Source organism: Myxococcus sp. AS-1-15 (genome assembly GCF_020037055.1).
GTDB lineage: Bacteria > Myxococcota > Myxococcia > Myxococcales > Myxococcaceae > Myxococcus > Myxococcus fulvus.
Map to the genome: position 1 here is coordinate 55,098 of NZ_JAIQDF010000002.1, position 26,456 is coordinate 81,553.

Sequence of the window (26,456 nt, forward strand, 5' to 3'; positions counted from 1 at the left end):
GCGTCAGGCCTCCGGAGGTCGCAGGCGGACCAGGTCATCCACCACGCGCCGCACGCGCCCCTCGTCGAAGGGCTTCTCCAGGAGGAGATTGGGGATGCTCGCCAGGAACTCGCGGGCGCCCGTGGTGAAGGCGCCGCCGGACACGAAGACGAAGCGCCCCTCCAGGCCCGCGTGCGCGCGCCGCACCAGCTCGTACACGTCGCGCCCCGTCAGGTCCGGCATCATCACGTCGCACAGCACCGCGTCCGGCTTCAGCCCCTGCTCGAGCAGCTCCAGCGCCTGTCGCCCGCTGCACGCCACCTCCACCTCGTGGCCGCGCAGGATGCGCTGAAGCACGCGGCCCACGGCGGGCTCGTCGTCCACCACCAGCACGCGTCCCCTCGGCGGACCCACCGGCGCGCCCGAGGGCTCCGGCGACGTGGCCACCGCGCGCGCCTCCGGCTCCGTGGTGGGCAGCACGACGCGGAAGGTGGTGCCCCGGCCCGGCTCGCTCTCCACGGTGATTTCACCACCCAGCCCGTGGACGATGCTGTGACAGATGGACAGGCCCAGCCCCGTGCCCACGCCCACGGGCTTGGTGGTGAAGAACGGGTCGAAGATGCGGTCGATGACCTCGCGGGCGATTCCCACACCCGTGTCCTGCACCTCCACCACCACGCGCGACAGCCCGTCCCGCCGCGTCGCCAGCCGGATTTCGTGCCGGTGCGCGGAGCCCTCGGGGATGGCCTGCGCGGCGTTCACCACCAGGTTGAGGAACACCTGGCTCAGCTTGCCCTCGTTCGCCATCACCGAGGGGATGTCGCCGTACTCTCGCTTCAGCTGCGCGCGGTGGCGGATTTCATTCGCCGCCATCATCGCCACCGACTCCAGCACCGTGTGCACGTCCAGCGGCGACACGCGCTCCTCGTCCGGACGGGAGAACGTCTTCAGCTGGCGCACAATCTGCCGCACCCGCTCCGCGCCCTCGCAGGCCTCGTGCAGCACCTCGCCCCACTCGGCCAGGTCCGGCTCGCCGCGCAGCCGGGCCTGCAGCGCCGCGGCGCCGTCACCCGGGGGCAGGTTGCGGCGGAACTCGTCCGACAGGAAGCTCAGGTTGGACAGCACGAAGGCCAGCGGGTTGTTGATTTCGTGCGCGATGCCCGCCGCCAGCGTGCCCACCGAGGCCAGCCGGTCCGCGAGCGTCAGCCGCGCCTGCAACTGCCGCTGCTCCGTCACGTCGCGCGCGATGGACACCACCGCGGGCTGTCCGTCGAAGCGCAGGGGCAGTGAGACGACCTCCGCCACGCGCGTGCGCCCGTCGCGCCGCACCAGCCGCCGCTCGCCCGTGAGCGCGCCCGCGCGCACCGCCTCCACGCCGCGCATGTCCTTGACGAACTCGGAGAGCTGACGGCCCACGAGCTGCTCGGCCCGCTCGAAGCCCAGCGTGCCCACCAGCGCCGCGTTCGCGTAGACGATGTGCCCGTCCCGCTCGATGGCCGCCGCGTCCGGCACGCCCTCCAACAGCGCGCGGAAGCTCGCCTCGGACAGCCGCAGCGCCTCCTCCGCCTGCCGGCGCTCGGTGATGTCGCGCGCCAGGCCCTCCACCGCCACCATGCGGCCCATGGCGTCCGTTACCGGCACCACCACGTGCTCCAGCCACAGCATGCGGCCGTCCGGGTGCAGGTAGCGCACCGTCACCGGCGCCCCCGCCGACGCGCGCGGCGCCTCGAGCAGCTGCTCCAGCGCGGCGCGGTCCTCCGGGTGCACGCGCCGGTACCACAGGTCCGCGTCGCCGTAGTGCGCCACCGGCCCGTAGCCCAGCTTCGCGTGCGCCACCCGGCTGACGTAGACGAAGCCCCGGGGCGCCTCGCGGCGGTACAGGTACAGCACGTCCGACGCGTTCTCCGCGAGCTGCCGGAACCGTCGCTCACGCTCGCGCAGCGCGCGCTCCGACTCGCGCCGCTCCAGCGCGACGGAGATGGCGCCCGCCGCGGCGGACAGCAGGTCCACCTCCAGCCGGTCCCACCGCCGCGCCTCCGAGCAGTTGTCGAAGCCCACGAAGCCCGTCAGCGCCCCCTGCACGCGCAGGGGCAGCACCAGGATGGAGAGGATGCCCTGCGGGTCCAGCAGCGCCCGCTCCACCTCGGGGAAGCTCGCCACCAGGCCCTCGATGACATCGCCCCGCGACAGCGTCGTCTCCCAGCGCTCCAGCACGGGCACCATGGGCACGTTCTGCAGGTCCGGGTTGTCGATTTCCGCGTGCACGCCCGGCGCGCACCACTCCGCGCGCTGGCTGCACATCCGCTCCCCGGATGGGCCCGGGTGCAGGTCGAAGACGTAGACGCGGCTGGCCCCCGCGGCGAGCCCCAGCGACGACAGCACGGAGCCGTACAGGTCTCCGCCATCGCGCACCGCGAGCAGCCGCTGCTGCATCTCCACCAGCGCCGTGAGGTAGCGCTCACGCCGCGCCAGCGCCCCGTCCGACGCCTTGCGCTCGGTGATGTCGTTGAGCGTGCCGGACGTGCCCACCAGCTCGCCGTCCTCGCCCACCATCACCCGGCCGAAGACCTCCACCCAGCGGAAGCCTCCATCGCGCGTCAGGTAGCGCACCTCGATGCGCACGTGCTCCACCTCGCGCGTCATCAGCCGGCGCAGGTTCTCCCGACAGGGCGCGTGGTCCTCCGGGTCCACGAAGTCGAGGAACGACTTGCCCAGCGACACGTCCACCGCGTGGCCGGTGATTTCCGTCCACGCGCGGTTGAGGAACGTCCACCGGCCCTGCACGTCCGTCTGGAACACCACCTCCTTCAGGCTGTCGATGACGAGCCGGTAGCGTCGCTCGTGTGGAGTCCAGTCTGGCCTGGGGGGCGGCGTCTGCATGTTGAGGCTCGAGGAAGTGGACGGCGCTCATCCGGACGAGGAGTCCGGACGATGTGCAACTATCCAACGATTCAGGATTTCCTGCAGTCCAAGCAAGGGGGCTGGCCTGACCCCGGGGCAGGGATTCGGACCGCGTGCCGTTGGATGTTGTGCGAGGGCGGGGAGTTGTCTTCCTTCAGGCGGGTGGGGATGCCACCATGCCACGAGCGGAAAGTCCCTGAACTCATGTCCTCTGGCCGCGCCCAGCTTTCTTTGATTCATCAGGCGCTCGCGGAACGGGCGGAAGCCCGGTTGAGCGATGCGGCGCTGCGCCTGCTCGTGGAGCAGACGGGCGAGGCCGTGCTGCTGATGGATGCGACGGGCCGCGTGCTCGCCTTCAACTCCGAAGCCGGGTCGCGCTTTCGTATTCCCCCGCCCGAGAGAATCGAGCCTCACGGCAATCTTCCAGGCTGCGTCTGGGTTCGGTTGGACCAGGGCGGTGGGGTGCCCGCGGTGTCACCGCTGTCCCGGGCGCTCGCGGGCGAGGGGGTGCGCGACGAGCGCTGGGGCCTGCGCCGTCCGGACGGCACGCGGGTGGTGCTCGAGGGGAGCGTGTTCCCGGTGGGGCAGGAGCCCGGCGCGAAGCCGGCCGGCGTGCTGCTGCGCGCGCGGGAGGTGATGGAGGAGCCGCGGCTGGACGCGATGCGCGCGGCGCGGCTGCTCGCGGAGGCGGGCGCGCTCCTGGCCGCGGAGCTGGAGAACGAGGAGCGGGTGGAGCCGCTCTTGCGGCTGCTCGTGCCCACGTTGGCGGACGCGGGGGTGTTCTTCCTGGGGGCCGGCGGCGAGGCGGTGCGCGCGGCGGCGGCGGTGCACGCGGAGCCGGAGCGCCACGTCCTGCTGGTGGACATGCTGCGGCGCTACCCGCCGGACCCGCTGGACCCGCGCGGGCTGCCGGCCCTGTTCCTCACCGGGCGCACCGAGCGGGTGGCCGAGCTGTCGGACGCGCACGTGGAGGCCCTCACCCGGGACTCCGAGCACGCGCGGCTGTTCGCGCTCCTCGGGGTGACGCGCTACCTGGGCGTACCGTTGGTGGCGCGCGGACGCGTCATCGGCGCCCTGGCGCTGTTCCGCTCGGAGGGGGCGCCCGCCTTCGGTGACGAGGAGGAGCGGGTGGCGGAGGAGCTGGCGCGCCGGGCGGCGCTGTCCCTGGACAACGCGCGGCTGTTGCGCGAGGCGCGCGAGGCGGTGCGGCTTCGCGACGAGTTCCTGGGCATCGCCAGCCACGAGCTGAAGACGCCGCTGACGCCGCTGCACCTCAAGGTTCAGCTGCTCCAGAAGCAGGTGGACGTGCTGGCCGCCCACGGCAAGCCCGTGTCCGCCGAGCGCGTCTCCGAGACGCTGGACGTGGTGCAGCGCCAGGTGCGCAAGCTGACCAGCCTGGTCGACAACTTGTTGGACGTGTCGCGCATCACCGCCGGCCGGCTGAAGCTGGAGCTGGAGGAGATGGACCTGGCGAGCGTGGCGGCGGAAATCCTCTACCGCTTCGCGCCGTCCGCGGCCCAGCTCCACTGCTCGCTGGAGATGCACGCGCCGGTGCCGGTGCTGGGGCGGTGGGACCGGCTGCGGCTGGAGCAGGTCGTCACGAACCTGCTGTCCAACGCGCTGAAGTACGGCGCGGGCCAGCCCGTGCGCCTCACGGTGGAGGCGGACGGGCGCACCGCGCGCCTCACCGTGGAGGACGGCGGCATCGGCATCTCCGCGCAGGACCTGCCGCGCATCTTCGAGCGCTTCGAGCGCGCGGTGAGTGACCGGCACTACGGCGGCCTGGGGCTGGGGCTCTACATCACCCGGCAGATTGTCGAGGCGTTCGGCGGCACGGTGAGGGCCACGAGCGCGCTGGGGCAGGGCTCCACCTTCGTGCTGGAGCTGCCCCGGGGCGACATCCCGGACGAGTGGCTGTCCGTGCCGGGCGCGCCCGAGCCCTGAGTCACGCGGCCGCGTCGGACACGGCGGGCGGCGCGACGTTGCGCGGCAGCCGGACGTGGAACGCGCTGCCCTGCTGCGGCCCCGGGCTCTCCGCCCAGATGGTGCCGCCGTGGCGCTCCACGATTTCGCGGCAGATGAACAGGCCCAGGCCCAGGCCGCCGTAGTGGCGCGCGGTGGCGTTGGAAGCGCGCGCGAAGGGACGGAACAGCCCCGCCAGGCTCTCCGGGGGGATGCCGATGCCCTCGTCCTTCACGTGCACGTGGATGCTGTCGGGCGCCTCCTCCAGCGTCACGCGGACCAGGCCCCCCTGGGGCGAGTAGCGCACGGCGTTGCTCACCAGGTTGGTGAGCACCTGGTCCAGCCGGGGCGCGTCCCAGTCGCCCTCCACGGGGTGCTCGGGCACGCGCAGCTCGAAGGTGACGCCGCCCTCGCCGCGCAGCTCGAAGCGCTCCATCACCTCGCGCAGCACGGGCAGCAGGTCCACGCGCTGGCGCTCCAGCTCGAAGCGTCCGCCCTGGATGCGCGCGGTGTCGAGCAGGTCATCCACCAGCCGGGCCAGCCGCTCCGTCTGCCGCGCCATGGAGCGCAGCGCCTTGAGCAGCCGCTCGCGCTCCGGGAAGTCGCCGCTCTTCTCCAGCCGCTGGAGCGTCAGGGCCGCGAAGCCCTTGAGTGGCGTGAGGGGCGTGCGCAGCTCGTGGCTCGCCACGCTGAGGAACTCCTCGCGCGCGCGCACCGCTTCCTTCAGCTCCGCCTGCGTGGCGCCGGTGCGGTCCGCCATCTCGTTGAAGCCGCGCGCCAGCTCTCCCAGCTCGTCGTCCTCCTCCACCTCCACGCGGCGGGTGAGGTCGCCGGCGGCCAGGGCGGCGGTGGCCTCGCGCAGCGTGCCCAGCCGGCGGATGACGTCGCGCGCGACGAGCTGCGAGAGCGCCAGGGCCAGCAACACGCCCATCAGCACCAGCCCCACCACGGCCGCGCTCATGCGCGTAATCGCCGCGTACGCCACGCCCAGCTCCTGCGTCACCACGACGCTCCAGGGCGAGCCCTCCACGGGCGCCTCGGCCGCGAGCACGCGCCGGTCCGCCGCGTCGAACGCCTCCAGCACGCCGCCACCGGGGCGCGCCAGCTCCTCCTGCAGCGCCTCCGGCAGGTGCGCGGAGCCCAAGAGCTGGGCGCCCGGCGCGGTGTCCCGGAGGATCTTCTGTCCGCGCCGGTCCAGCACCTGCACGCGGAAGCGGCGCGACGCGGGCGTGGCGGCCTCGCTCAGCCGCTCCAGCGAGAGCAGCCCCACGAGCAGGCCCCGGCGCGCGCCGTGGAGGTCGAGCTGGAAGGGCAGGGCCACGGCCACGAGCGGCTTGTCGAGCGGGCGGGTGAAGGGCAGCGACAGCGGCAGCTCCCCGGGCGCGGGCGCCTCGGGGAACAGCTCCCGCATCTGGAAGCCCCAGCCCTCCAGGCCCTCGGAGGTGGCCAGCACCGTCGCGCGCTCGTCGAGCACCAGCGCGGCGTGGAAGGTGCGCTCGCGCGCGGCGAGGTTGGAGAGGTACGGCCGCAGGGACTCGCGCTCCCCGCTCATGAGCGCGGCGCGGAAACCCGGTGACTCCAGCAACAGGTACAGCGATTCGCGCGAGTCATCCAGGTAGCGCCGGGTGAAGTCCGCCTCGCCCGCCGCCGCGTAGCGCGTGTCGTCGCGCACCTGCTTCTCGATGGCCTTCTGCGCCAGGTACGCGGCCAGGCCCCCCAGCGCGAGCAGCGGCACCAGGCCCGCGAAGGCCAGCCCGCGCAAGAGCTTCCAGCCCACCGTGCGCGGCGCGCGCGGCCGCCAGCTCACCGCCTGCGCGACACACGCGAGCGCCAGCACGGTGTAGACGCTGGCGCCCAGCCACGACGCGCCCCGCGCCAGCGCGTACGCCAGCAGCGAGAAGGGCACCGCGAGCACGCCCATCAGCAGCGCGGGCACGCGCGGGTGCAGCCAGCGCGCGGGCAGGAGCAGCCCCACGCCGCCCGCCGCGAAGAGCAGGCCCACCAGCGGCCGCAGCGGGGCCAGGTGCGCGTAGACGGACAGCGGGAAGCGCTCCGGCACGGACAGCAGCGCCACGCCGAACGCGGTGCCCGTGAGGGCGGCGAGCCCCCGCAGCATGGCGCGCTGGCGCAGGGCGGGAATCCCCTCCAGGAGCAGCCCGACGAACAGCAGCGGGTACAGCACGATGCCCGTGAGGCTGCCGGGCAGCACGTTGAGCACCCACCAGTACAGCGCGATGGCCACGCCCAGGAGCAGGCGTCCGCCCACGTCCAGCCAGCGCGGCGCGCGCGGATACAGCAGGGCGCCCATCAGGGCGATGCTGCCGGTGAGGTACACGACGCCCAGCAGCCGCACGTACGGGTACAGGGGCCGGAACGCGGCCACCCGGAACTCGTAGGGCACGTACGTCATCAGCACGCCGAACAGCAGGCCGATGAGCGCCGCGGGCCAGGTCAGCGGCAGCAGGGTGGCGGAGGCGGGCGCCTCGGAGGCGCGCGCTGTGGGGAGTGGGGACATCTTCCCGGATTCAGGCGTGGCCGGGCCCATGGTTCTAGTGCTCCCTCGCCGAGCGTCGGGGGCCTGACACCCCGGACGACCAGGGCGGGACACCCGGCGTCAGGCGACCTCGAGCACCGTCCACTCGCGCACCTCGCCCGCCAGCGTCACTTCGATGGTGTCTCCCGCCTTGCGGCCCATGAGCGCGCGGCCCACCGGGGATGCGGGGGTGATGACGGACAGGAAGCCGTCGCCGCCGGGGCCCGTCAGCTCCGTGCCCGCGCCCACGGGCAGCACGAAGAAGGTCCGCTCGGCGAAGCCCTCCTCGTCCTCGGTGCTGACGTCCACCAGCGCGCCCAGTCCCACCGGGCCCTGGCGCGAGAAGCGCGGCATGGGGGCCTGGCCGAAGTGCGTCAGCGCCTGGAGCTCCTCCTGCACCCGGCGGGCGCGGTTGGCCTGCCCCGTGGCCAGGCTGCCGAACTCCAACGCCGCGCGGCCGTCCTCCTTCTTCTCCGACTCGGTGGCCAGGCTGCGGGCCGCCTCGCGAGCCTCGGCCTCGGCCCTGTGGGCCAGCCGGTCGCTCTGCTGGAGGCGCTCGGCGAGCTGGAGGAGCAGTGCCTGCTTGTCGAGTGACATGATGGCACAGAACTGTAGCGCGCCTGGGCGCCGGCTCCAGTTTTCCGTCGCCACCGGGTACCTGCTCGCGGCCTCGCGCCGTGTGGGCCGATGCGACATCCCGTGCACCTGGGCGTTCTTCCTCGTGGCAAGCCCGTACACGGCGCCGGCCCCCCACCCACCGGGAAGGACGCGACAGATGGAGAACGAGGAGCTGCGGGGGCGCATCCGCGAAGTCGCCCGGGAGGTGCTGGGCGAGGCGCTCTCGCTGGGCGTCACCACCTGGCACGCGCCGCCTCGGGGCTACGTCAACGTCGACGAAGTCGACCCGGACACGGGACAGGTCGCCTTCCGCACCCTGACGTCGACGCTGGGCGAGGTGCACCTGCGGCTGTGGGCGAAGCAGCAAGGCCTGCTCGAGGAGGTCGAGGCGCTGGCGAAGCGGCTCAGGGCGCTCGCCCCGCGTCCTCCGTCGGAGCAGGAGCAGTGGGAGCTGCGGGTGCTCGCGCTGGCGCAGGAGGTCCTGGAGCCCGCGGGGCACGACGCCGTGGTCGAGTGGCGGGGGGACGGCCATCTGGAGGTGGGCGTGCACACCTTGGACAGGCGCGAGTGGCGCTTCCAGCTCGAGACGCTGGCGACCACGCGCGGGGATGTCCCGGAGCCGGGATGCGCGCGGCGATTGGGGCTGGAGGCCCAGGCCCTGGCGCTGGCGGCGAAGCTGGGGGCGCTGGGATTCCAGGCGATGAGGGACCCGGAGCCCGAGGACGAGGCCGCGCGGGTGCCGGGCGTGGTGGAGGCGGTGCTCGAGCAGTTCGAGTACGGCCACCACCCGTTGAACAGCCTCTTCGACTACCTGGGCATGCCGGACTGGGATGAAATTGACGACGACCGGCTGCGGCGTCGGGTGCTGGAGCAGGTCTGCGCGCACGTGCGGGCGCGCGCCGAGGAGGAGAAGACCTGGCCGGATGTCATCCCCGCGGACCGGCTGGAGGCGGCGTTCGACGTGCTGCGCGCGCGGGGCTTCGTGGCGGAGATGTCCGCGTCCACCACGATGAGCGGCGGGTGGGAGGTGTCACGCGAGCTGGCGGACCTGCGCCGGGAGCAGGGCGAGACGATTGTCGGCACGGTGTTCTTCGACCAGCAGGACGCGGCCTCCGCGATGGAGGGCCACCCGCTGCACCTGGCCTATGGGCTCGTCAACGACGCGGAGGACGACGCGCGCGAGGACGAGCGCACCGAGGCGGAGGACGCGAAGGTGAGCGAGGACGCGGCGGCGGTGGGGCGCACCATCGTCGAGGTCCTGCGCGAGCACGGCTTCACGCCGGAGTGGAGCGGCGACGCCAGCAGCCGAATCACCCTGAAGCCGGCCTTCGTCTGGCGGCGTCGGCGCGCGCGGGTGGACACCACCGAGACGTGGTCCTTGGGTGAAGGCAACCGCATCCTGGCGCTGCTGGTGGAGTTCCTGCCCAGGCTGCGCGCGTTCGAGTTCTTCCCCGGGGACGGCGTGGAGGTGCACGAGCTGCGCTCGGACAGCCTGCGCGAGCTCACCCTTTGCTACGACCGGGAGGAGGCTGCGAAGGACGCGCTCGCCACGGTGGTGGCCCAGGCGCGCGAGCGCTTCCCCGCGCTCCAGTCGCTCACGGTGAGGGCGGGCGGCTTCGAGGAGACGGTGGAGCTCTGAGCCGGGGGATGTGCCTTGAAGGGAACAGGACCCGCGCGACGAGCGAGCCCTGCCCCGGGCAAGTAGGGCATGCTGTCGCCCATGACGCCCCAGGAACTGTCACAGAAGGCCCGGCAGCTCGTCGCCGATGGCGCGGTGCTGCTGGACGTGCGCACCCCTCAGGAATTCCAGCAGGGACACCCCGAGGCCGCTCGCAACATCCCCGTGCAGGAGCTGCCCCAGCGCGTCAAGGAGGTCGGCCCGCCCGGCACCCCCGTGGTGGTGTACTGCGCCGCCGGAGGCCGCAGCGCGGTGGCCACACAAATTTTGCGCGCCAATGGTTTCCCGGACGTCTTCGACCTGCGCTCGGTGAACAACTGGTGACCGCGGGGCCGTGCGAGGCCTGGGCCCCGCGCGACGCGTGACAAGGCGGGCGGCATGGAGCAGCGTGCCGTCGCTCCCGTCATGAACCGCACCGCTGGTTTCCTCATCGTGGCCCTGTCCGGTGCGTGCTTCGGCGCGCTCGGGCTCTTCGGGCGCCTGGCCTACGCGGCCGGCGCGGACGTCTCCACGCTGCTGTTCCTGCGCTTCACGCTGGCGGGCTCGGTGCTCGGCGCGGTGATGGTGGCGATGCGCCAACCGCTGCCCAGGGGGCGCCTGCTGGTGTCGCTCATCCTGCTGGGCGCGGTGGGCTACGTGAGCGAGGCGGGCGTGTACTTCGCCGCGCTCCAGCACGCGCCCGCGGGGCTGGTGGCGCTGCTCTTGTACTCGTTCCCGGCGCTGGTGGCCCTGCTCCAGGTGTTCGTCTTCCGCGAGAAGCTGGGGCGCATCAAGTGGGTGGCGGTGGTGCTGGCCCTGTGTGGCACGGGGCTCACGGCGGACCTGAGCCAGGGTGGGGTGACGCCGCTGGGGGTGACGCTGGGGCTGTTGTCCGCGCTGCTGTACGCCGTGTACGTCGTCACCAGCGCGCGCGTGGCGGGCCGCGCGGGGCCGCTCGCCTCCAGCACCGTCATCCTGATGTCCGCGGGGCTGACCTTCGGACTGGCGACGCTGGTGAAGGGGCCGTCCTTCCCCACGACGACGCTGGGCTGGGCCGCGGTGGTGGGGCTGTCACTCATCTCCACCGTGGCCGCCGTGTTCCTCTTCTTCCTGGGCATGGCGCGCATCGGCCCGGTGAACACGTCGCTGGTGTCCAACATGGAGCCGCTGACGGCGGTGGTGCTGAGCGCGCTCTTCCTGAACGAGCGGCTCAGCCTGCGCCAGGGCCTGGGCGGGGTGCTCATCCTCACGGCCGCCGTGCTGCTCGCGCGCTCGGATGTCCCGGGGCAGAGCCTGAAGCCCGAGGGCGCGGATACCACCGCGTGAGGCACACCCGCCCGGGAGTGCCTCACGTGGGCCGTCGAGGGACTACCGCGTCACGCGCTTGATGAACTGACTCACGTCGCGCACGAAGGTCCGCGGCAGCTCCGCGTGGGGCGCGTGGCCGGTGTCGGGGTAGAGGATGAAGCGCGCGTCGGGCAGCGCATTGACGAGCGCCTGCTGCTGCGCGACGGGGAAGAAGCCGTCCTGGTCTCCGCCCACCACGAGCACGGGCACGCGGATGGAGCCAAGGCGCTGGGAGTGGTCCTCCGCGATGAGCCCGTCGAGCGAGTCCTGCCACACGCGCGCGGGGACCTTCAGGCTCTCCGACACGAGCGTGTCCAGGTAGGAGGCGGGCACGGGGCGCACGAAGGTGCTCGACTGGAACTCGCGCACGAAGTCGGGGTCGACGGTGCCCACCTGCTCGTCGACGACGGACTTCAGGCCCAGGGCCACCTCGTTGCCCGCGACGGTGGGGGCCGAGCCCACCAGCACCAGCGCCTCCACGCGGCGCGGGTGGTCGAGCGCGACCTGCTGCGCGATGAAGCTGCCCATCGAGTGGCCGACGAGGATGGCGCGGGACTCGCCCACCGCGTCGAGGAAGGCCACCACATCCGCCGCGAAGTGCTGCTGCGTGTAGCAACACGCGGGGCGCGACGAGTCACCGTGGCCGCGCTGGTCCAGCGCGTAGATGTGCAGGTCGCGCGAGAAGCGCGACAGGTTCAGGTCCCAGGTGTGGTGCGAGTCCGTGTAGCCGTGCAGGAAGACGACGGCGGGGCCACGCCGCGAGCCCTGCTCCACATAGCGGAGCGTCACGCCGGTGCGCAGGCGGATGGAGCGCTCGCGGGGCGCGGAGGACAGCTCGCTCGACTGCGTCAGGCTCTCGGTGTCCGCGGGAGCCGCGGTGGGCTCCGCCTCGGGCGCGGGGCCGCAGGCGAGCAGGGGAAGCGTGAGCAGGGCGGCGAGGAGCGTCTTCATGGATGCGTGCCTTGTCCAGTCCCGGCGGGGAATCCGCCGTGCACGCATCATCCTACGACTACCTCTGACATTGCCTCGGTTGCCGCGACGTGTGGGGTCGTCTTCGCTCCAGGTCCGAGGTGAAACAGACCCGGTCGAGATGTCTCACGCCACTCGGAGCGGAAGGTTCTTGTCGCGGCGAAATCTGTATCAAGTCCGTGTTGCGAACCTGGCTTGACGATGCGCGAAGACGACGTCTCGAAGGGCCAGGTCCGCACGCCCATGACGTGCCGCGACGTAGGGCGGGGCCACGGTTTTCAGCGATGGGCCGCGCTGGCGCGAAGCGCTTCAGGGCTTGTCGCTGGCGGTCTTGGACTCTTCTTGCTTCGCGTCCGGAGCATCCGAGGAGCGGTCCGGTCCGTACACGGGCTCGCTGGAGGGATTCGGCGGTGGCTCCTGGAAGGTCCGGCTGCCGCCGCGGTCGCTCGGGTGGCCGACCTCGTGGCCGGGGAAGAGCGCGCGGGCGAGCCACCAGTAGTTGCTGCAACCCGTGAAGAAGAGACTGGCGATGACGGCGACGGCGACGTTGCGCATGGCATTCTCCGACGGCTCTGAATCCCGCACCGTAGTCGAGTTCTCCACATGACCGGCGCGGGATGGAATCGCCGGTGGGAAGGGCTCACGAGGGCCTGACACCCGAGCGGGGAAAGCTGCGCAACCCACGCGTGTCATCGGGCTGCGACGCGCCATGTCCCCGGGCTCGGGTGCTTCGTCGAGGTGAACGGCCGGACGCTCAGGAGGACTGGGCGTCTGTCTTCGCGTCGGCGCCCGACGACGAAGGAGCGGGGCCGTAGACGGGCTCATCGCTCGGGTTGGGGTCCGGCAGCTTGAACGGCTGCGCGCGCTTCGCGGCGGTGCGATGGCCGCCGTTGACCTGGATGCCGTTCACGTGGTCGCAGCCGGCGAGCAGCAGCCCGGTGACGATGGCGATGTACGAGATGGTGTGGCGCATGTCGTCCCCCTTCGCGAAGCGGGAGCCACCCTATCACCGACCGGTGCGCGCGACAGTCCAGGGCGCGGCGGGGGCGGCGGTCATCGACCTCGGGCGTTTCGTGGGCGCGTGTGCGTGGGCCGCGGCGTTTCGCGCCTGGCCCCAACAAGGGCCGCGTGCGGGCTGTTCGTCGAGCCCCTGTAACCTTTCGCCGCCCATTTTCGTGGAGTCGTCGAACGCCGGGATTTCCCCCGGCGGTGCGACGGAGGACGGACATGGAGGCGAAGAGGGTGGCGGTGGTGGGAGGAGGGCTGGGCGGCCTGGCGACGGCGGCGCTGCTGGCGCGCGGCGGCTGCGCGGTGACGCTGTACGAGCGCTCCAAGCACCTGGGCGGTCGCGCGCAGACGACGGACGTGGAGGGCTTCCGCTTCAACCTGGGGCCGCATGCGCTGTACCGGGCGGGGGCCGGCATGCGGGTGCTCGGACGCCTGGGCGTGAAGCCGCGGGGCCGCGTCGCCGGAGAGTCGGGCGGCTCCTACGCGCTGCGCGCCGGCAGACTGCACACGCTGCCGCGCGGGCCCGTGTCACTCTTGACGACGGATGTGTTGCAGTTGAGCAGCAAGTTGGAGATGGCGCGGCTGCTCGCGAGCCTGCGCCGCGTGGACACGGAGCCGCTGACGCACGTGCCGATGCGCCAGTGGCTCGACACGCGCATGTCCCGGGAGGACGGGCGCGCCCTCGTCGCCGCGCTCGTGCGCGTGGCCACCTATGCCTCGGACCTGGACGCGCTGAGCGCGGAGGCCGCGGTGACGCAGGTGCAGCTCGCCATCGAGGCCGGCGTGCTCTACCTCGATGACGGCTGGGCCGCGCTGGTGGACGCGGTGGCCACCGTGGCGAAGGCGTCCGGCGCCACGCTGGAGCTGTCCGCGCGCGTCGAGGGCGTGGTCGTCGAGCAGGGCCAGGTGCGCGGCCTCCGGCTGTCGGATGGCTCGGTGCGCGCGGCGGACGCGGTGGTGCTCGCGGGGAGCCCCAGGGACGTGGCGTCGCTGCTGCCCGAGGACGCGGTGCTCGCGAAGGAGGCGGAAGGCGCCACGCCCATCCGGGCCGCCACGCTGGAGCTGGGCCTGTCGCGGCTGCCCAGGAGCGAGTCCCTCTTCGCGCTCGGCGTCGATGGCCCATGGTACGCCTCGGTGCACTCGGCCTATGCCCGGCTGGGGCCGGAGGGCGGCGCCATGGTGCACGTGATGAAGTACCTGTCGCCGTCCGCCCCCGAGGCGACCGAGGCGGAGCTGGAGGCGGTGATGGACGCGCTGCAGCCGGGCTGGCGCGAGGTGCTCGTCGCCCGCCGCTTCCGGCCCGCGCTGGTGGTGAGCCACTGGCTCCCGACGGCGAGCACGGGCGGCCTGTCGGGGAGGCCCGCGCCCGCGGTGCCGCACGTCGCGGGCCTGTTCCGCGTGGGAGACTGGGTCGGCGGGGAGGGGATGCTCTCGGACGCGTCCTTCGCCAGCGCGGAGTCCGTGGAGCGCGCGCTGCTCCATCACGCGGAGGTGGCGCCGCGTCGCCTGGCGGTGGGAGCCTGAGGCCATGTCGGACCTGTCGCGAGGGGTGTTGGAGGAGGCGGCGCGCGAGCATGAGCGCTACCTCTGGGGCCTGTGCTACCGGATGACGGGCGTGGCGGCGGACGCGGACGAGCTGGTGCAGGAGACCTTCGCCCGCGCCCTCGCCTCGCCGCCCGCGCGGCACGAGGAGCTGCGCCCCTGGCTGACGCGGGTGGCGGTGAACCTGTCGCGGGACTCGCTGCGCCGTCGCCGTCGCGAGGGCTATGTCGGGACGTGGCTGCCGTCACCCCTGGAGACGGGGGACGAGGAGGTGCCGCCCGCGGTGGAGGCGAGGCTGCCCGGAGGCGGCTCCACGGAGGGGCGCTACGAGCTGCTGGAGAGCGTCTCCTTCGCCTTCCTGCTGGCGCTGGAGGCGCTGACGCCCAAGCAGCGCGCGGTGCTGCTGCTGCGCGACGTGTTCGACTCCTCCGTGCGCGAGGTGGCCCAGGCGCTGGGCATGAGCGAGGCGCACGTGAAGGTGGTGCACCACCGCGCCCGGGCGGCCATGGCCGCGTACGAGGGCGAGCGCTGCGTGCCGACCAGGGACCTCCAGCAGCGCACGCTCGCGGCGCTGGAGGGCTTCATGGCGGCGCTGCTCGAGCGGGACGTGGCCGCGGCCGAGGCGCTCCTGTCCGTCGACGTGAAGGCGCTCTCGGACGGCCGGGGCGAGGTGCGCGCCGCGCTGGTGCCCGTGGTGGGCGCGCGCCGCGTGCTGACGTTCCTGACGAAGCTGATGGAGCTGCGAGGCTCGCCGCGAGCGGTGGAGCTGCAGTGGCTCAACGGCCTGCCCGCGCTGGTGATGATTCTCGCGCCCGCGAAGGACCCGATGCTCGCGACGCGGGCGGTGGTGCGCGTGGACCTGGGCGCGGATGGCCGCATCGCCCACATCCACTCGGTGCTCGCCGAGCGCAAGCTCGCGAACATCCGGATGCCCGAGCCCGTGTGAAGGGGCCCGGGCGTGGGGTGGCTCAGCCCGCGCGTCGGTGCGTGGGGTGGCTCGCGTGGGAGCCCTCGCCCGGCGCGGTGGCCTGGGCGCTCGGCTCGCGGCGGCGCAAGAGGCCCCACAGGCCGTAGGCCACCAGCGCGAAGCAGCCGTACTGCGCCGGCGTCATCCCGAAGTAGCGCGCGTCCACGTAGCTCATGTCCGTGGCGCGCAGGAAGTCGAAGCCGAAGCGGCACGCCGCGTACAGAATCGCCAGCAGCGGCAACAGCCGCCCCTTCATCTTCTCCACGTCCCGCAGCGCGTACAGCAGGCCGGAGATGGCGAAGAGCGCGATGGCGTCGTACATGCCCAGGTCGTGGCGGGGCCCGTTGGGGAACGCCACCGCCAGGAAGAAGTCGGTGCGCACGCCCGGGTGGTCATGCACCGCGAAGCACCCCAGCCGCGCCACCGCCCAGCCCGGCGCCACGCCCAGCGCGAACGCATCCGCGTAGTCGTTGAAGCGCAGCTTGCGGTGCCGGAAGAAGAAGATGGCCGCGATGATGCCGCCGACGAGGCCGCCGAAGGACGACAGCCCATCCCAGACCTTCAGAATCTGGAACGGACTCTTGGACAGCTCCTCCGGGTGGTAGAAGAACAGGTGCACCCAGTGTCCCACCAGCACGCCCACGCCCACGCCCCAGGGGGCGTAGTCGGCGAGCGGCGTGGGGTCCAACCCCTGCCGCTTCGCCTGGCGGCCAAGCAGGTTGGCGGCCAGCAGGATGCCCGCGGCCACGAAGATGCCGAAGGGCTCGATGGTGAGGGGCCCCAGCTTCAGCGAGGGGGCATGCCAGTAAGGAATCACGTCGATGGCTCCAGAGGACGGACCGTCCGCCCCACTTAATCCGTCGGGGGCGACGTAGGCGAACAATTGTGGGGAGGCGAACTTCCCCCTCTGCCGCCCCTGCCGCCCGGACGGCCCGGGTCGGCTGGCGGACACCCCTCCTGTGCCGCTCCGAGCAGTCAGAGGGTCTCCTTCATACTTCCCGACGCTCCAGAAAGTCCCGCCAGGACCGAAACAGGGGGGCTCAGGCGTCTACAGCTTGTAAACCCTGCTTTAATTGTCAGGCCGGCCCTGTCCAATCTCACAATGGCTTCAGGGATTCCGGGAGGTCTCATCACGCCGGGCGGGAGGTCCCGGCAGACGCGCGCCCAGCCAGCGCGCCTTCACATCCGCCGGGCTCGCGAGGCTCCGGGCATGGCGGACGCGGTCTGGATACGGGTGGCCCTTGTCCGTCGCCATCCGCGTTGCACGGTGGTTCAAGGAGTCGACAACCCATGAAGTCCTACCTGTTGGTCCCCAAGGAGTCCATCGAAACACAGGCCCGCGTCGGGCCTCGCGGCACGCAGCAGGGTGAGCGCGTGTTGCCGCGCACCACGGCGCTTCGCTTCACCGTCGCCAACCGCGCGCCGGACACGCTGTCGCTCCTGGGCCTGCGCTCGGCGACGCTGCCCGGTCCCCGTCCTCCCGTCAGCGGGCAGGAGGCGCGCAAGCGCGTCGCGAAGGGCTCGAAGGTGAAGCGCCCCACCACCCGTGGCGCGGACGCGACCACCCCGCCCTTGCCCGGCGCTCCTGTCTCGGAGCAGACGGGGAGCGAGGCGGGCAGCTTCCGCTTCATGCCGCTCATCGGCGCCACCATGGCCCACTTCTACTCGGACGCCACGGAGGCCGAGGCGCGCGGCGAGCTCGCCGCCGACTTCGAGTTCATCCCCGACGTGGTGCCCCTGTCGTTCCCCGGACCGGTGTCCGCCGGACAGTCCGGCCCGCGCAACCGGGGCATGAGCTCCCTGGCCGAGCGCGAGTGGCCCGAGGAGAGCGGTGTCCCCCTGGCCCACGCCCAGGGCATCCGCGGCGCGGGCGTGCTGCTCGGCGTGCTCGACACCGGCGTGGACGCCGACCACCCCGAGCACGCCGCCAGGGTCATCCAGTTCCGCTACGTGTCGCTGTTCCCCAACTCGCCGCACAATCCGGCGCGGGACATCCGCGGCTTCGACCCGGACGGCCACGGCACCCACGTGTGCGGCATCGCCGCGGGCACGCACCACGGCGTCGCCCCGGAGGTGGACCTCTACGTCGCGTCCGTCATCGAATCGGAGACCATCCGCACCAGCCTGGGCCGCGTGGCCGCCGGCATGGAGTGGCTGCTGCACCAGTTCAGCAGCCCGCAGAACGTCACCCGCCCCGCGGTGGTGAACCTGTCCCTGGGCTTCCCGCTCAAGCCGCCGCCGGGCATCTCGGAGGCCGACTACCGCCTCAACCAGCGCGCGCTGCAGACCATGATCCGTCGGCTGCTCGACAGCAACGTGCTGCCTGTTGTCGCGGCAGGTAACAGTGGACCCGACACGGTTGGTTATCCAGCCGCCTTTGACGAGTCCCTGGCCGTCGGTGCAGTCGACTTCGAGCGCAACGTGGCTCATTTCTCCGCCAGCGGTGTCGTGGAGCGCCGCGTCGTACCCGACGTCATGGGTTACGGAGTCAATGTGTACTCGAGCACCGAGCGGCGTTGTAACAACCAGGCGTTCTACGAACGAATGAGTGGCACCAGCATGGCGGCGCCTTATGTAGCCGGTATCGCGGCGCTCTATCGGTGCCGCGCCCCTGACTTGACGGCGCTCGAGGTGCGGGATTTGATTTTGGCCAATGCGGTCAAGCTTCCTCGCTCTGGTGGTCACCGAACGGGCAAGGGCCTGGCTGTCTTCAGGTGACGGTGGTGGGTCGAAACCGGGGTCGGCGCCAGTCGAGCGCCGGGCCCGGGGGAGGATGAGGCCATGAGCAGAAAGAATGGCGAACCCGGAGACGGCTTCGCGGCGGGGGTTCCCCGCGTCTCCTCGGGTGTGCGAGCCTTGCCAGGCATGGCCAGCGCGCGCACGCAGCCCGAGTGGATCGACATCACCGTGATGCCCCGGGAGACGCCCGCGCCTCCCCGCGCGCGCGCGCCCGCACGGCCCCCGCCCCTGTCACGGGCGGAGGTCCAACGGGCCGGGCTGGCGGAGAGCGCTCGCTTCCACGAGAGCTTCATGCGCTGGCTCGAGGCGCACCACCTCCTGGGCTCCGTGCGTTCGGTGAGCGAGCCGGGCTCCATGCCCATGCTCCACCTGCGCTGCGCGCCTCGCGTGCTGGACCAGCTGCGGCGCGCTCCGGAGTTCGAGGCGGGCGCGATGATGCCCGTCGACCTCTACTAGCGGTGGGTGCCCCTCGCCGTGCACCCCTGGTCTGGGCTCCCCATCCGATGTCCCGGAGGGCGGCCCGTGGTGGCTCGTTCCACCTGGCGGCGCGGAGAGCGAGTCCCGGCTTCCAATCCGGGGAACTCACGGTATCTCCGCTTGTTCCTGATTAACTTAGAAACTCGCGATTCGCCTGTCATCCCGCAATCGTCCCGGGAGGCATGTGAGCGTTGGCTTCACACCGGTGACGGCGTGGGTGTGACTTTGCAGTGGCCAGAAGCGAAGGGCGCGAGGGCGGTGGATGTTCCAGTTGAGGACCGAGGCCTTCATCGACGCGTCACCTGACGCCGTGTGGGCCGTGCTGTGTGACTTCAAGGCCTATCCCCTGTGGAACCCGTTGATGTTGGAGGCGCACGGGAGGGTGGAGGTGGGCGCGCGGGTGGCGATGAAGGCGCGCTCGCCGGATGGCTCGGGGCGGGTGTTCGGCTTTCGCGCCACGCTGACGCGGGTGGAGCCACCCATGAGGTTGGAGTGGACGGGCGGCGTGCCGGGACTGATGTTCGGCCGGCACGGGTTCGAGCTGCGCCCCGAGGGCTCCGGGACGCGGCTGGTGCACGGCGAGGACTTCAGCGGCGTGGTGACGTGGTTCATGGGCAAGCCCCGGCGGGACGCGTTCCGGGCCGCCTATGAGGTGATGAACCGCGCGCTCGCGGAGCGGGTGAGGGCGGTCTTGCGCCCCGCGTGACGTCGTCTCCGGAGGCACCCTGGCGCAGGCGCACCCACGTGCGCGCGAGGGGCTTCCGTTGGCTTTCTGGCAGTGACGCGCGGACACGTCGCGCGCGTGTATCGCCTGGACGACGGGTGCGCGTGTGGCGTGCGCGCAGCCCGGTCCCAACTCCGCCCGGCGTGCAAATCCTCAGCGGCCCGAAACGCGACGAGGGCATGCATGGATGGACGACGTCGGCTGCGCGCGAGTGCCATGGCGGTGTGCGTGGCGTGCGCGGGTCTGGTGGGCGGCGCGGGCTCCGCGTGGGCGCAGGCTCCCGAGGAGGGAGAGCCGGGTGAGGTGCTGTCGGAGGAGCAGCTCGAACAGCTCCTCGACACTCCCGCCGAGCAGCCCTCGGGCGCGGAGCTGTCCGTGGCGTCGTTCGGCCCGGAGCAGCTCGCGCCCTACTTCGCGGAAGGGGTTCTCGCGCGGGCGCATTCGGAGGTGCGACGGGGGCGCTTCGCGAAGGCGCGCGCGCTGCTCGCGGACCAGGAGCCCACGTTGCCGGTGCGCTTCCTGCGGGCGCAGAGCGCGCTGCTCGGCCGCGACTACTCAACTGCCGCGGAAGAGCTGTCGGCGCTGGCGGTGGACTATGTGCCGTTGAAGGACCACTGCCTGCTGTGGGCGGCGCAGGCGAACGAGAAGCTGCGCAGGTTGGAGCTGGCCGCCTCGCAGTACCGCGCGGTGAGCTCGGGCTCGCCGCTGTACGCGGAGGCGCGCTTCAGCCTGTCGCGAGTGCTGCAGCGGCAGCGGGACATCCCGGGGGCGCTGCAGGCGCTGCAGGAGCTCATCGACAGCCGGCAGGCGCGGGGGCCGGATGCGCTGCGGATGAAGGCGCTGCTGGCCATCTGTGACCTGGCGCGGGCGCAGGGGCTGTACAACGTCGAGCACCGCGCGCTGCTGGAGGTGTGGGCCACGAGCCCCCTGTCTCGCGAGGCGCAGCGCGCGAAGGAGCGGCTCAAGGGGCTGCCCTTGCCGCTCAAGTGGAAGGTGCGCCGCGGGGAGGCGCTGGTGGAGCTGCACCGGCACGGGCCCGCGACGGAGCTGCTCGCGGGGGTGATGTCCCAGGTGGACCCGCCGGATGAGCTGTCGTGTCGGGCGCACCTGGCCTTCGGGCGCGCGCTGCGCAAGGAGCGCCAGCACCGCCGTGCCATCCAGATGCTGACGCCGGTGGTGGAGAAGTGCACGTCGGCGGAGTACCGGCCGCAGGCGCTCTACGTGCTGGGCTATTCGCAGTCGGTGGTGGACCCGAGGTCGGCCATCACCACGTACGCCACGCTCGCGCGCGACTATCCCGAGCATGGGTACGCGGATGACGCGCTCTTCTTCGAGGCGTGGCTGCTGCAGCGCACGGGGCAGCTGGATGAGGCGCTCGCGCGCTACCAGGAGACGGCGGAGCGCTACCCGGCGGGCAACTTCGCGTCGGAGGCGCTCTTCCGGGCCTTCTGGCTGCACACGCGGCGCGAGGCGAAGGCGGAGGCGCTGTCGGCGCTCGAGGCGGTGGAGCGGCTGCCCGCGGCGTCGCGCACGGACGAGGCGCTGTGGCGGGCGCGGTACTGGCGCGCGCGGGTGCGCGAGCCCGTGCCCCTGACGAGCGCGACCGCGCTCGATGACTACGAGCAGCTGGCCACCGAGCGGCCCGCGACCTGGTACGGGATGCTGGCGCGCTCGCGACTGGCGATGCTGGCGCCGGAGCGGCTGGGGCGGCTGTCGCCGGTGCCTGGGGCGAGCGGGGCCGCGGAGGAGCCCGCGGACGAGGTGTGGCCGCTGCCGCCGGGGCCGCTGCGTCACGACGTGCGCTTCGCGGCGGGCGTGGAGCTGTTGCGGCTGGGGCATCCGGGCGCGGCGGACGAGCTGCTCGCGGTGAACTCGCGAGGGCTGTCGGAGGCGCCGGCGCGGCTGCTCTACCAGACGATGGTGCGCACGGGGCGCAAGCGGGCCGCGCGGCAGGTGGCGCGCGAGTCGCTGCGGCGCGAGGTGCAGGGCCCGCTCAGCCCCGAGTCACGTCCGGTGTGGGAGGCGACGTGGCCGTTGGCGTTCCGCAACGTCATCCAGCGGTACTCGAAGGCGTCCAAGGTGGACCCGGATTTGATGCAGGGGCTCATCCGCGAGGAGAGCCGCTTCCGTCCCACGGCGCGCTCGTCCACGGGGGCGCTGGGGCTGGCGCAGCTGATGCCGGCGACGGCGAAGCAGGTGGCGCAGGCGCTGAAGCTGGGGGACGTGGGTGAGTCGAACCTGCTGCAGCCGGCGCAGAACGTGCGACTGGGCTCGGCGTACCTGGGGCAGCTGTTGCACCGCTTCGGTGGCAACGTCGCGTACGCGGTGGCGGCGTACAACGCGGGGCCGCACGCGGTGGACCGCTGGCGTCAGGCGCTGCCGCAGGCGGAGCTCGACGAGTGGGTGGAGCACATCGCGTTCGACGAGACACGCGAGTACGTGAAGCACGTGCTCGGCAGCTACGGCGCCTACAAGCTGCTCTACACGGGGCAGCCGGTGATGTTGCACCCGACGAAGGTCGAGGCCGCCAGCCGGCGATAGCGGCGTGTGCGGCGCGTCTCCTCGGGGTGACGGAGACGCGCCCGCACTGCGACGGCCTTAGAAGCTCAGGCCGCCGTCGACGTCGATGGTGCGGCCGTTGAAGTAGTCACACTCGAGGATGAACTTCACGGCCAGCCAGATGTCCTCGGGCAGGCCGATGCGGCCCACGGGGATGGCGGAGACCAGCGCGTCGCGGGCCTTCTGGTTCATGCCCTGCGTCATCGGTGTCTCAATCATGCCCGGCGCCACCGCGCCCACGCGCACGCCGAACGGGCCGAACTCGCGCGACCACGTCACGGTGTTCGCCGCCAGCGCCGCCTTCGCGGACACATAGTTGGACTGACCACGGTTGCCGTGCCGGGCGATGGACGACATGTTCACCACGACGCCGGGCTTCTGGTCCGTCTCCACCATCTTCGCCACCACCTCGCGCACCATCAGCGTGGCGCCCGTGAGGTTGACGCCGACGACGGCGTTCCAGTCCGCGGTGGACAGCTTCTTCACCTCGCCCGTCGTCCGGTCCTTCTTCACCAGCAGCGCGTCGCGGAGGATGCCCGCGTTGTTGATGAGGCCGTTGAGCCCGCCCATCGCCCCGTGCGCCCAGGCCACGAACGACGTGATGTCCGCCTCCGACGACACATCCAGCTTGCGCCGGTGGATGCCCGCGGGCAGCGCCGCCAGCTTGTCCTCGGCCACGTCGCCCACCGCCACCTGCGCGCCCGCCTCCATCAGCCGCTGCGCGAAGTGCGCGCCCATGCCCTGGGCGCCGCCCGTCACAATCACCTTCAGGTCCTTGAGCTGCATGTCTGTCTCTCTCCGGTGTGTTGGGGCGGCCTGTCGAAACCCACCTGTGGGCCCGTGCCGCCGGGAAACCCGCCGCCAAGGCTACGCAACCCGGCCCGCCCTGGCCAGCACCGATGGAGTTGAAACCTGAATCGACATTCAACTTGGGCGGAAACGAAAGCGCCACGTCGGGTGTCCGACGCGGCGCGGCACGACCTCGAGGTGTCAGGGGCGCGGCTTAGAGCGCGCCGGAGATGACGCCACCCAGCCGCTTCATGCCCTCGGTGATGAGCTCGGGCGGGCGGTTGGAGTAGTTGAGGCGGATGAACTCCGAGCGCGGGTCGCTGGCGAAGAACGGGCTGCCCGGCACAAAGGCCACCTTCTGGTCGATGGCGCGCGGCAGGAGCGTGTCCCCGCTCACGCCGGGCGGCAGCCGGGCCCACAGGAACATGCCGCCCTCCGGATGCGTCCAGCTGGTGCCCTGGGGCATGTAGGCCTTGAGCGCGTCCAGCATGGCGTTGGCGCGCTGGCCGTACACGGGCGTGAGCGCGTCCAGGTGCGCGTAGTAGTCGAAGTCCTTGAGCAGCCGGGCCACCGCGCGCTGGGCGAGGGTGGCGGTGTGCAGGTCCGTGGACTGCTTGGCGATGGTGAGGCTGCGCACGAAGTCGCGCGGACCCGCCACCCAGCCGATGCGCAGGCCGGGGGCCAGCGTCTTGGAGAACGTGCCCAGCGAGACGACGACGCCCTGGTCATCGAACGCGGCCAGGGACGGCAGGTGCTCGCCGCGGAAGCGCAGCTCGCCGTACGGGTCGTCCTCGAGGATGAGGAAGCGGTGCTGCTGCGCCAGCTCCACCAGCCTCTTGCGGCGCTCCAGCGCCAGGGTGGTGCCCTTGGGGTTCTGGAAGTTGGCGACGATGTAGAGCAGCTTGGGCTTGCACGTGGCCAGCACCCGCTCCAGGTCATCCATGCGCATGCCCTGGTCGTCGCTCTCCACGGTGGCGAACTTCGCCTCGTAGCCGCCGAAGGTCTGCAGCGCGGCCAGGTAGCTGGGGTTCTCCACGATGACCAAATCGCCCGGGTCCAGCAGCACCTTGGCGACCAGGTCGATGCCCTGCTGCGAGCCGTTGGTGATGAGGACCTGGTTGGCCTCGCAGACGCGGCCCTTCCTGCCCAGGTGGCCTGCAATCCACTCACGCAGGGGGCCGAAGCCCTCGGTGGTGCTGTACTGGAGGGCGGCGGGGCCCTCGTCGGCCATGACCTGGGCGTGCGCCTGGGCGATGGCCTGGACGGGGAACAGCTCCGGGGCGGGCAGGCCGCCGGCGAAGGACAGGATGTCCGGGCGCTCGGCCACCTTGAGGATTTCGCGCACCGCGGACGTCTTGATGCGCGACATGCGTTGGGCGAGTCGCCAGACCGGCGGCGGGGGAAGGGGTGCGCTCATGGCATCGGCGCTCATCTTTCACTCTCCTTTGGCGAGCTCGGGAGGCACGCGGACGTGCGTGTCCTCCTTGATGGACGACAGGACGATGACGGTCTGCGTGCGGGTGACGCCGGCGATGGTGCGCAGCGTCTCCACGAGGAGCGAATCGAGCGTCCGCGTGTTGGCCGACTTGACCTTCAACAGATACGAGTCCTGCCCGGCGACGCGGTGGCACTCCAGCACGTCGGGCAGCGCGAGGACCTTCTTGGCGAAGCCCTCGAAGTACTTCGGATGTTCGATGCTCACCCCGATGAAGGCGGTGATGTCCTTGCCCAGCTTCGTCGCGTCCACGCGCGCCGCGTAGCCGGTGATGACGCCCCGCTCCTCCAGCTTGCGGATGCGCTCGGCCACCGCGGGCTGCGACAGCCCCACCGCGCGCGACAGCTCCAACTGCGTCGCGCGGCCATCGCGCTGCAGCAGGTCCACCAGGCGGAAGTCGAGCTCATCCATGGGCATCGGCGGGTCTGACCTTATTTTTATAAGTGCTTCGAGGTTTCGACAGCTAAATTAAATTTGGCGTGCAAAATAAGCAAGTGGGGTGGAAGTGCAAGGGTGAACGACGTGGGAGGTCGCCCGGCTGTCCGTTCGCTCACGGGCAGTCGGGGCCCCACGGGCTCGATTGCACGCGTGGTGCCGGGGAGCGGACAGGCGCTGGGGGTGGGGGAGGGGAAGCGCGGTCGCCACGGTGGGCGCGGGCGTGACCCGCGCGGGCGAAGCGGAGGGCCTGCGCCGTCTCAGAATGGTGCGCCGCCGGTCTGCACCTGCAGTGCCTGGCTGTTGATGGCGGTGAGGAGCCGACGCAGGGCCTCGGTGCGCTGGTCCGGCGTCATGTCGGCGAGCGCGGCGCGGAAGGCCTGGGCATCGTCGCTCGTCCAGCGCCGGACGCGGAGCGCGGCGTCGACGAGCCGTTCGCCTTCCTGCGCGGCAGCGAGGTTCTCGGCGGAGGCCGGGACGCTGGCCTCGGGGGTGAGGGCCTGGCGCGAGTCGGGTGAAGGGGCGGTCCCAGCCAGCAGCGTGTCGAGCACCGCGCGCTGGCTCGCGAGTTCACGGAGGACCCGCTCATTCACGTCCGGAGAGGGTGAGGAGGCTCGCGCCAGGAGCGTGTCGAGCACCGCGCGTTGGTTCGCGAGCTCGTGGAGGACCTGCTCGTTCGTATCCGGGGCGGTCTGGCGTCCGGCGAGGAACGCGGTGGCGCAAGCGCCCAGCAGGAGGAGGGGCTTCGACAGAGGTGTCATCGCGGAGGGCGGCCCATGAGGATGCACGCGAAGGGGGCGCGCATCCCCACGGGCCTTCGGGCTTACGGCTGCTTGGGCGCGCCATGCGACGCGTTCGTCACGTGGAGGGACGTACAGGAGGCCCACGCGTCCCAGTTGAAGACGAGGTAGGAGTCGGTCGTGATGGAGCGCGCGGTCGCCACCAGGTCCGCGTTGGTCGACGAACAGCCGCCGTAGTTGCCGGCCGAATCCATCGCGAAGCAGCCGAGGGTGGGCGCGCTCCCCACGTACGTGGTGATGGAGCAGCCGATGAACTGCCGGGTGTCCGCGCTGTTTCGCGCGTCGCCCATCGAGCCCGAGGCGTTCATCGCGGACAGGTTGACGAGGACGGTGTTGGTGCTCTTGGCGCCTGCCCAGGCCGCCGTCCCGATGAGGGCCGTGATGCCGATTCCCACGAGCTTCGCGGTGTACTTCGTCATGGATGTCTCTCCTGGAGGAAACGGGATGTCTCTCCGGGTGGCAGGATGGCGTTCACGGTCCGTGAAGGCAAACATCGCGAGACGCGGGGTTCGTGAGACACCCCGGGTCTGGATTGCGTCGCCCGCGGCTCACCGCGGGATTGCCAGGGATTGAGAGCGAAGCCGTGTCGGGTGTATCGCCGAGGCCTCACGGCTCTTCCGTTTCGAGAAGATGAGGCGCGCGAGGCTCAGGACGGAGCGCCATGGGTGCGCAGCTCGAGGGTGTTGGAGTTGAGGGTGGTGACGAGTCTGCGGACGACCTCGTCTTGCTGTGATGCGGTCAGGCGGTTCAGCGTGCGGCGCAGGGCGCTGGCGTCCTCGTCTGTCCAGCGTCGGGAGGCGATGGCGTTGTCGATGACCTTGGTGACCCTCCTGGAGGGCGGCGAGCGCCTGCGCGGAGGTCTCTGTCGGAGGTGTCTTGGCCGGACTTCGGGCCGTGTCGGCGTCTGCTCCACGAGCGCCGCTCGCATCGCCTCGGCTTTTGGATGGACACCGCC

The 26,456-nt window shown here is 71.8% G+C and carries 22 protein-coding genes; 10 read left to right on the top strand and 12 right to left on the bottom strand.

What is annotated here, in order from left to right; translation table 11 throughout:
• Nucleotides 1-3: 3 nt before the first annotated feature.
• Complete coding sequence (locus tag K8625_RS05795; RefSeq protein ID WP_223782095.1) at nucleotides 4-2,859, bottom strand: PAS domain S-box protein; 2,856 nt, start codon at nucleotides 2,857-2,859, stop codon at nucleotides 4-6.
• A gap of 291 nt (nucleotides 2,860-3,150) precedes the next feature.
• On the opposite strand from K8625_RS05795, the gene K8625_RS05800 reads away from it, so the two are divergent.
• The gene (locus tag K8625_RS05800) at nucleotides 3,151-4,824 is read left to right on the top strand and encodes a GAF domain-containing sensor histidine kinase (RefSeq protein WP_223782096.1); all 1,674 of its coding nucleotides are present in this window, start codon (nucleotides 3,151-3,153) and stop codon (nucleotides 4,822-4,824) included.
• A gap of 1 nt (nucleotide 4,825) precedes the next feature.
• Here the strand turns inward: K8625_RS05800 and K8625_RS05805 are convergent, their stop codons facing one another.
• Entirely contained in the window at nucleotides 4,826-7,357 is a 2,532-nt protein-coding gene (locus tag K8625_RS05805; protein WP_223782097.1) for a sensor histidine kinase, read from the bottom strand.
• A gap of 99 nt (nucleotides 7,358-7,456) precedes the next feature.
• Nucleotides 7,457-7,972: a GreA/GreB family elongation factor gene (locus tag K8625_RS05810; RefSeq protein WP_141330071.1), complete on the bottom strand. Its 516-nt coding sequence runs from the start codon at nucleotides 7,970-7,972 to the stop codon at nucleotides 7,457-7,459.
• A 178-nt stretch (nucleotides 7,973-8,150) separates the two neighbouring features.
• Here K8625_RS05810 and K8625_RS05815 point away from each other — a divergent pair, with 178 nt between their 5' ends.
• The 3 genes from K8625_RS05815 to K8625_RS05825 all read left to right on the top strand — a co-directional run bounded on the left by K8625_RS05815 (nucleotide 8,151) and on the right by K8625_RS05825 (nucleotide 10,976).
• Nucleotides 8,151-9,632, top strand: coding sequence for a hypothetical protein (locus tag K8625_RS05815; RefSeq protein WP_223782098.1), 1,482 nt, complete (start codon nucleotides 8,151-8,153; stop codon nucleotides 9,630-9,632).
• An 81-nt stretch (nucleotides 9,633-9,713) separates the two neighbouring features.
• Nucleotides 9,714-9,995 (top strand): rhodanese-like domain-containing protein, encoded by a 282-nt coding sequence (locus K8625_RS05820; protein WP_141330090.1) that lies wholly within the window; start codon nucleotides 9,714-9,716, stop codon nucleotides 9,993-9,995.
• 54 nt (nucleotides 9,996-10,049) lie between these two features.
• Nucleotides 10,050-10,976: a DMT family transporter gene (locus K8625_RS05825; RefSeq protein WP_223782099.1), complete on the top strand. Its 927-nt coding sequence runs from the start codon at nucleotides 10,050-10,052 to the stop codon at nucleotides 10,974-10,976.
• Nucleotides 10,977-11,018: 42 nt separating this feature from the next.
• Here the strand turns inward: K8625_RS05825 and K8625_RS05830 are convergent, their stop codons facing one another.
• The 3 genes from K8625_RS05830 to K8625_RS05840 all read right to left on the bottom strand — a co-directional run bounded on the left by K8625_RS05830 (nucleotide 11,019) and on the right by K8625_RS05840 (nucleotide 12,939).
• Nucleotides 11,019-11,948: an alpha/beta fold hydrolase gene (locus tag K8625_RS05830; protein WP_223782100.1), complete on the bottom strand. Its 930-nt coding sequence runs from the start codon at nucleotides 11,946-11,948 to the stop codon at nucleotides 11,019-11,021.
• A gap of 327 nt (nucleotides 11,949-12,275) precedes the next feature.
• Nucleotides 12,276-12,521: a hypothetical protein gene (locus K8625_RS05835; RefSeq protein ID WP_223782101.1), complete on the bottom strand. Its 246-nt coding sequence runs from the start codon at nucleotides 12,519-12,521 to the stop codon at nucleotides 12,276-12,278.
• Nucleotides 12,522-12,720: 199 nt separating this feature from the next.
• Nucleotides 12,721-12,939, bottom strand: coding sequence for a hypothetical protein (locus K8625_RS05840; RefSeq protein WP_223782102.1), 219 nt, complete (start codon nucleotides 12,937-12,939; stop codon nucleotides 12,721-12,723).
• A gap of 254 nt (nucleotides 12,940-13,193) precedes the next feature.
• On the opposite strand from K8625_RS05840, the gene K8625_RS05845 reads away from it, so the two are divergent.
• Nucleotides 13,194-14,498, top strand: a complete 1,305-nt coding sequence (locus K8625_RS05845; RefSeq protein ID WP_223782103.1) for an NAD(P)/FAD-dependent oxidoreductase — start codon at nucleotides 13,194-13,196, stop codon at nucleotides 14,496-14,498.
• 4 nt (nucleotides 14,499-14,502) lie between these two features.
• On the top strand, nucleotides 14,503-15,462 hold the full coding sequence (locus tag K8625_RS05850; protein ID WP_223782104.1) for a sigma-70 family RNA polymerase sigma factor: 960 nt from the start codon (nucleotides 14,503-14,505) through the stop codon (nucleotides 15,460-15,462).
• A 22-nt stretch (nucleotides 15,463-15,484) separates the two neighbouring features.
• On the opposite strand, the gene K8625_RS05855 is transcribed toward K8625_RS05850, so the two are convergent.
• Nucleotides 15,485-16,300 (bottom strand): prolipoprotein diacylglyceryl transferase family protein, encoded by an 816-nt coding sequence (locus K8625_RS05855; RefSeq protein WP_223782105.1) that lies wholly within the window; start codon nucleotides 16,298-16,300, stop codon nucleotides 15,485-15,487.
• Between the two features lie 473 nt (nucleotides 16,301-16,773).
• Between K8625_RS05855 and K8625_RS05860 the strand changes: the two genes are divergently transcribed.
• From K8625_RS05860 to K8625_RS05875, 4 genes are all read left to right on the top strand, one after another.
• Complete coding sequence (locus tag K8625_RS05860; protein WP_141330969.1) at nucleotides 16,774-18,201, top strand: S8 family serine peptidase; 1,428 nt, start codon at nucleotides 16,774-16,776, stop codon at nucleotides 18,199-18,201.
• A gap of 63 nt (nucleotides 18,202-18,264) precedes the next feature.
• Entirely contained in the window at nucleotides 18,265-18,678 is a 414-nt protein-coding gene (locus K8625_RS05865) for a hypothetical protein (protein WP_046710407.1), read from the top strand.
• A gap of 283 nt (nucleotides 18,679-18,961) precedes the next feature.
• Nucleotides 18,962-19,405, top strand: coding sequence for an SRPBCC domain-containing protein (locus K8625_RS05870; RefSeq protein ID WP_223782106.1), 444 nt, complete (start codon nucleotides 18,962-18,964; stop codon nucleotides 19,403-19,405).
• Nucleotides 19,406-19,606: 201 nt separating this feature from the next.
• Entirely contained in the window at nucleotides 19,607-21,964 is a 2,358-nt protein-coding gene (locus K8625_RS05875; protein ID WP_223751971.1) for a transglycosylase SLT domain-containing protein, read from the top strand.
• A gap of 57 nt (nucleotides 21,965-22,021) precedes the next feature.
• Here K8625_RS05875 and K8625_RS05880 read toward each other — a convergent pair whose 3' ends face one another.
• From K8625_RS05880 to K8625_RS05900, 5 genes are all read right to left on the bottom strand, one after another.
• Entirely contained in the window at nucleotides 22,022-22,768 is a 747-nt protein-coding gene (locus tag K8625_RS05880; protein WP_223751970.1) for an SDR family oxidoreductase, read from the bottom strand.
• Nucleotides 22,769-22,985: 217 nt separating this feature from the next.
• On the bottom strand, nucleotides 22,986-24,203 hold the full coding sequence (locus K8625_RS05885; protein WP_223782107.1) for a PLP-dependent aminotransferase family protein: 1,218 nt from the start codon (nucleotides 24,201-24,203) through the stop codon (nucleotides 22,986-22,988).
• A gap of 3 nt (nucleotides 24,204-24,206) precedes the next feature.
• Nucleotides 24,207-24,683 (bottom strand): Lrp/AsnC family transcriptional regulator, encoded by a 477-nt coding sequence (locus tag K8625_RS05890; RefSeq protein ID WP_082164907.1) that lies wholly within the window; start codon nucleotides 24,681-24,683, stop codon nucleotides 24,207-24,209.
• 278 nt (nucleotides 24,684-24,961) lie between these two features.
• Entirely contained in the window at nucleotides 24,962-25,462 is a 501-nt protein-coding gene (locus K8625_RS05895) for a hypothetical protein (RefSeq protein WP_223782108.1), read from the bottom strand.
• 62 nt (nucleotides 25,463-25,524) lie between these two features.
• On the bottom strand, nucleotides 25,525-25,920 hold the full coding sequence (locus K8625_RS05900; protein WP_223782109.1) for a hypothetical protein: 396 nt from the start codon (nucleotides 25,918-25,920) through the stop codon (nucleotides 25,525-25,527).
• Between the last annotated feature and the right edge of the window lie 536 nt (nucleotides 25,921-26,456).

Bases quoted from the DNA above. Each gene is read 5' to 3' on its own strand.
- K8625_RS05795 (WP_223782095.1), bottom strand. From the start codon at position 2,859: ATGCAGACGCCGCCCCCCAGGCCAGACTGGACTCCACACGAGCGACGC.
- K8625_RS05805 (WP_223782097.1), bottom strand. From the start codon at position 7,357: ATGTCCCCACTCCCCACAGCGCGCGCCTCCGAGGCGCCCGCCTCCGCC.
- K8625_RS05810 (WP_141330071.1), bottom strand. From the start codon at position 7,972: ATGTCACTCGACAAGCAGGCACTGCTCCTCCAGCTCGCCGAGCGCCTC.
- K8625_RS05815 (WP_223782098.1), top strand. From the start codon at position 8,151: ATGGAGAACGAGGAGCTGCGGGGGCGCATCCGCGAAGTCGCCCGGGAG.
- K8625_RS05820 (WP_141330090.1), top strand. From the start codon at position 9,714: ATGACGCCCCAGGAACTGTCACAGAAGGCCCGGCAGCTCGTCGCCGAT.
- K8625_RS05825 (WP_223782099.1), top strand. From the start codon at position 10,050: ATGGAGCAGCGTGCCGTCGCTCCCGTCATGAACCGCACCGCTGGTTTC.
- K8625_RS05830 (WP_223782100.1), bottom strand. From the start codon at position 11,948: ATGAAGACGCTCCTCGCCGCCCTGCTCACGCTTCCCCTGCTCGCCTGC.
- K8625_RS05835 (WP_223782101.1), bottom strand. From the start codon at position 12,521: ATGCGCAACGTCGCCGTCGCCGTCATCGCCAGTCTCTTCTTCACGGGT.
- K8625_RS05840 (WP_223782102.1), bottom strand. From the start codon at position 12,939: ATGCGCCACACCATCTCGTACATCGCCATCGTCACCGGGCTGCTGCTC.
- K8625_RS05845 (WP_223782103.1), top strand. From the start codon at position 13,194: ATGGAGGCGAAGAGGGTGGCGGTGGTGGGAGGAGGGCTGGGCGGCCTG.
- K8625_RS05850 (WP_223782104.1), top strand. From the start codon at position 14,503: ATGTCGGACCTGTCGCGAGGGGTGTTGGAGGAGGCGGCGCGCGAGCAT.
- K8625_RS05860 (WP_141330969.1), top strand. From the start codon at position 16,774: ATGAAGTCCTACCTGTTGGTCCCCAAGGAGTCCATCGAAACACAGGCC.
- K8625_RS05865 (WP_046710407.1), top strand. From the start codon at position 18,265: ATGAGCAGAAAGAATGGCGAACCCGGAGACGGCTTCGCGGCGGGGGTT.
- K8625_RS05870 (WP_223782106.1), top strand. From the start codon at position 18,962: ATGTTCCAGTTGAGGACCGAGGCCTTCATCGACGCGTCACCTGACGCC.
- K8625_RS05875 (WP_223751971.1), top strand. From the start codon at position 19,607: ATGGATGGACGACGTCGGCTGCGCGCGAGTGCCATGGCGGTGTGCGTG.
- K8625_RS05880 (WP_223751970.1), bottom strand. From the start codon at position 22,768: ATGCAGCTCAAGGACCTGAAGGTGATTGTGACGGGCGGCGCCCAGGGC.
- K8625_RS05885 (WP_223782107.1), bottom strand. From the start codon at position 24,203: ATGAGCGCCGATGCCATGAGCGCACCCCTTCCCCCGCCGCCGGTCTGG.
- K8625_RS05890 (WP_082164907.1), bottom strand. From the start codon at position 24,683: ATGCCCATGGATGAGCTCGACTTCCGCCTGGTGGACCTGCTGCAGCGC.
- K8625_RS05895 (WP_223782108.1), bottom strand. From the start codon at position 25,462: ATGACACCTCTGTCGAAGCCCCTCCTCCTGCTGGGCGCTTGCGCCACC.
- K8625_RS05900 (WP_223782109.1), bottom strand. From the start codon at position 25,920: ATGACGAAGTACACCGCGAAGCTCGTGGGAATCGGCATCACGGCCCTC.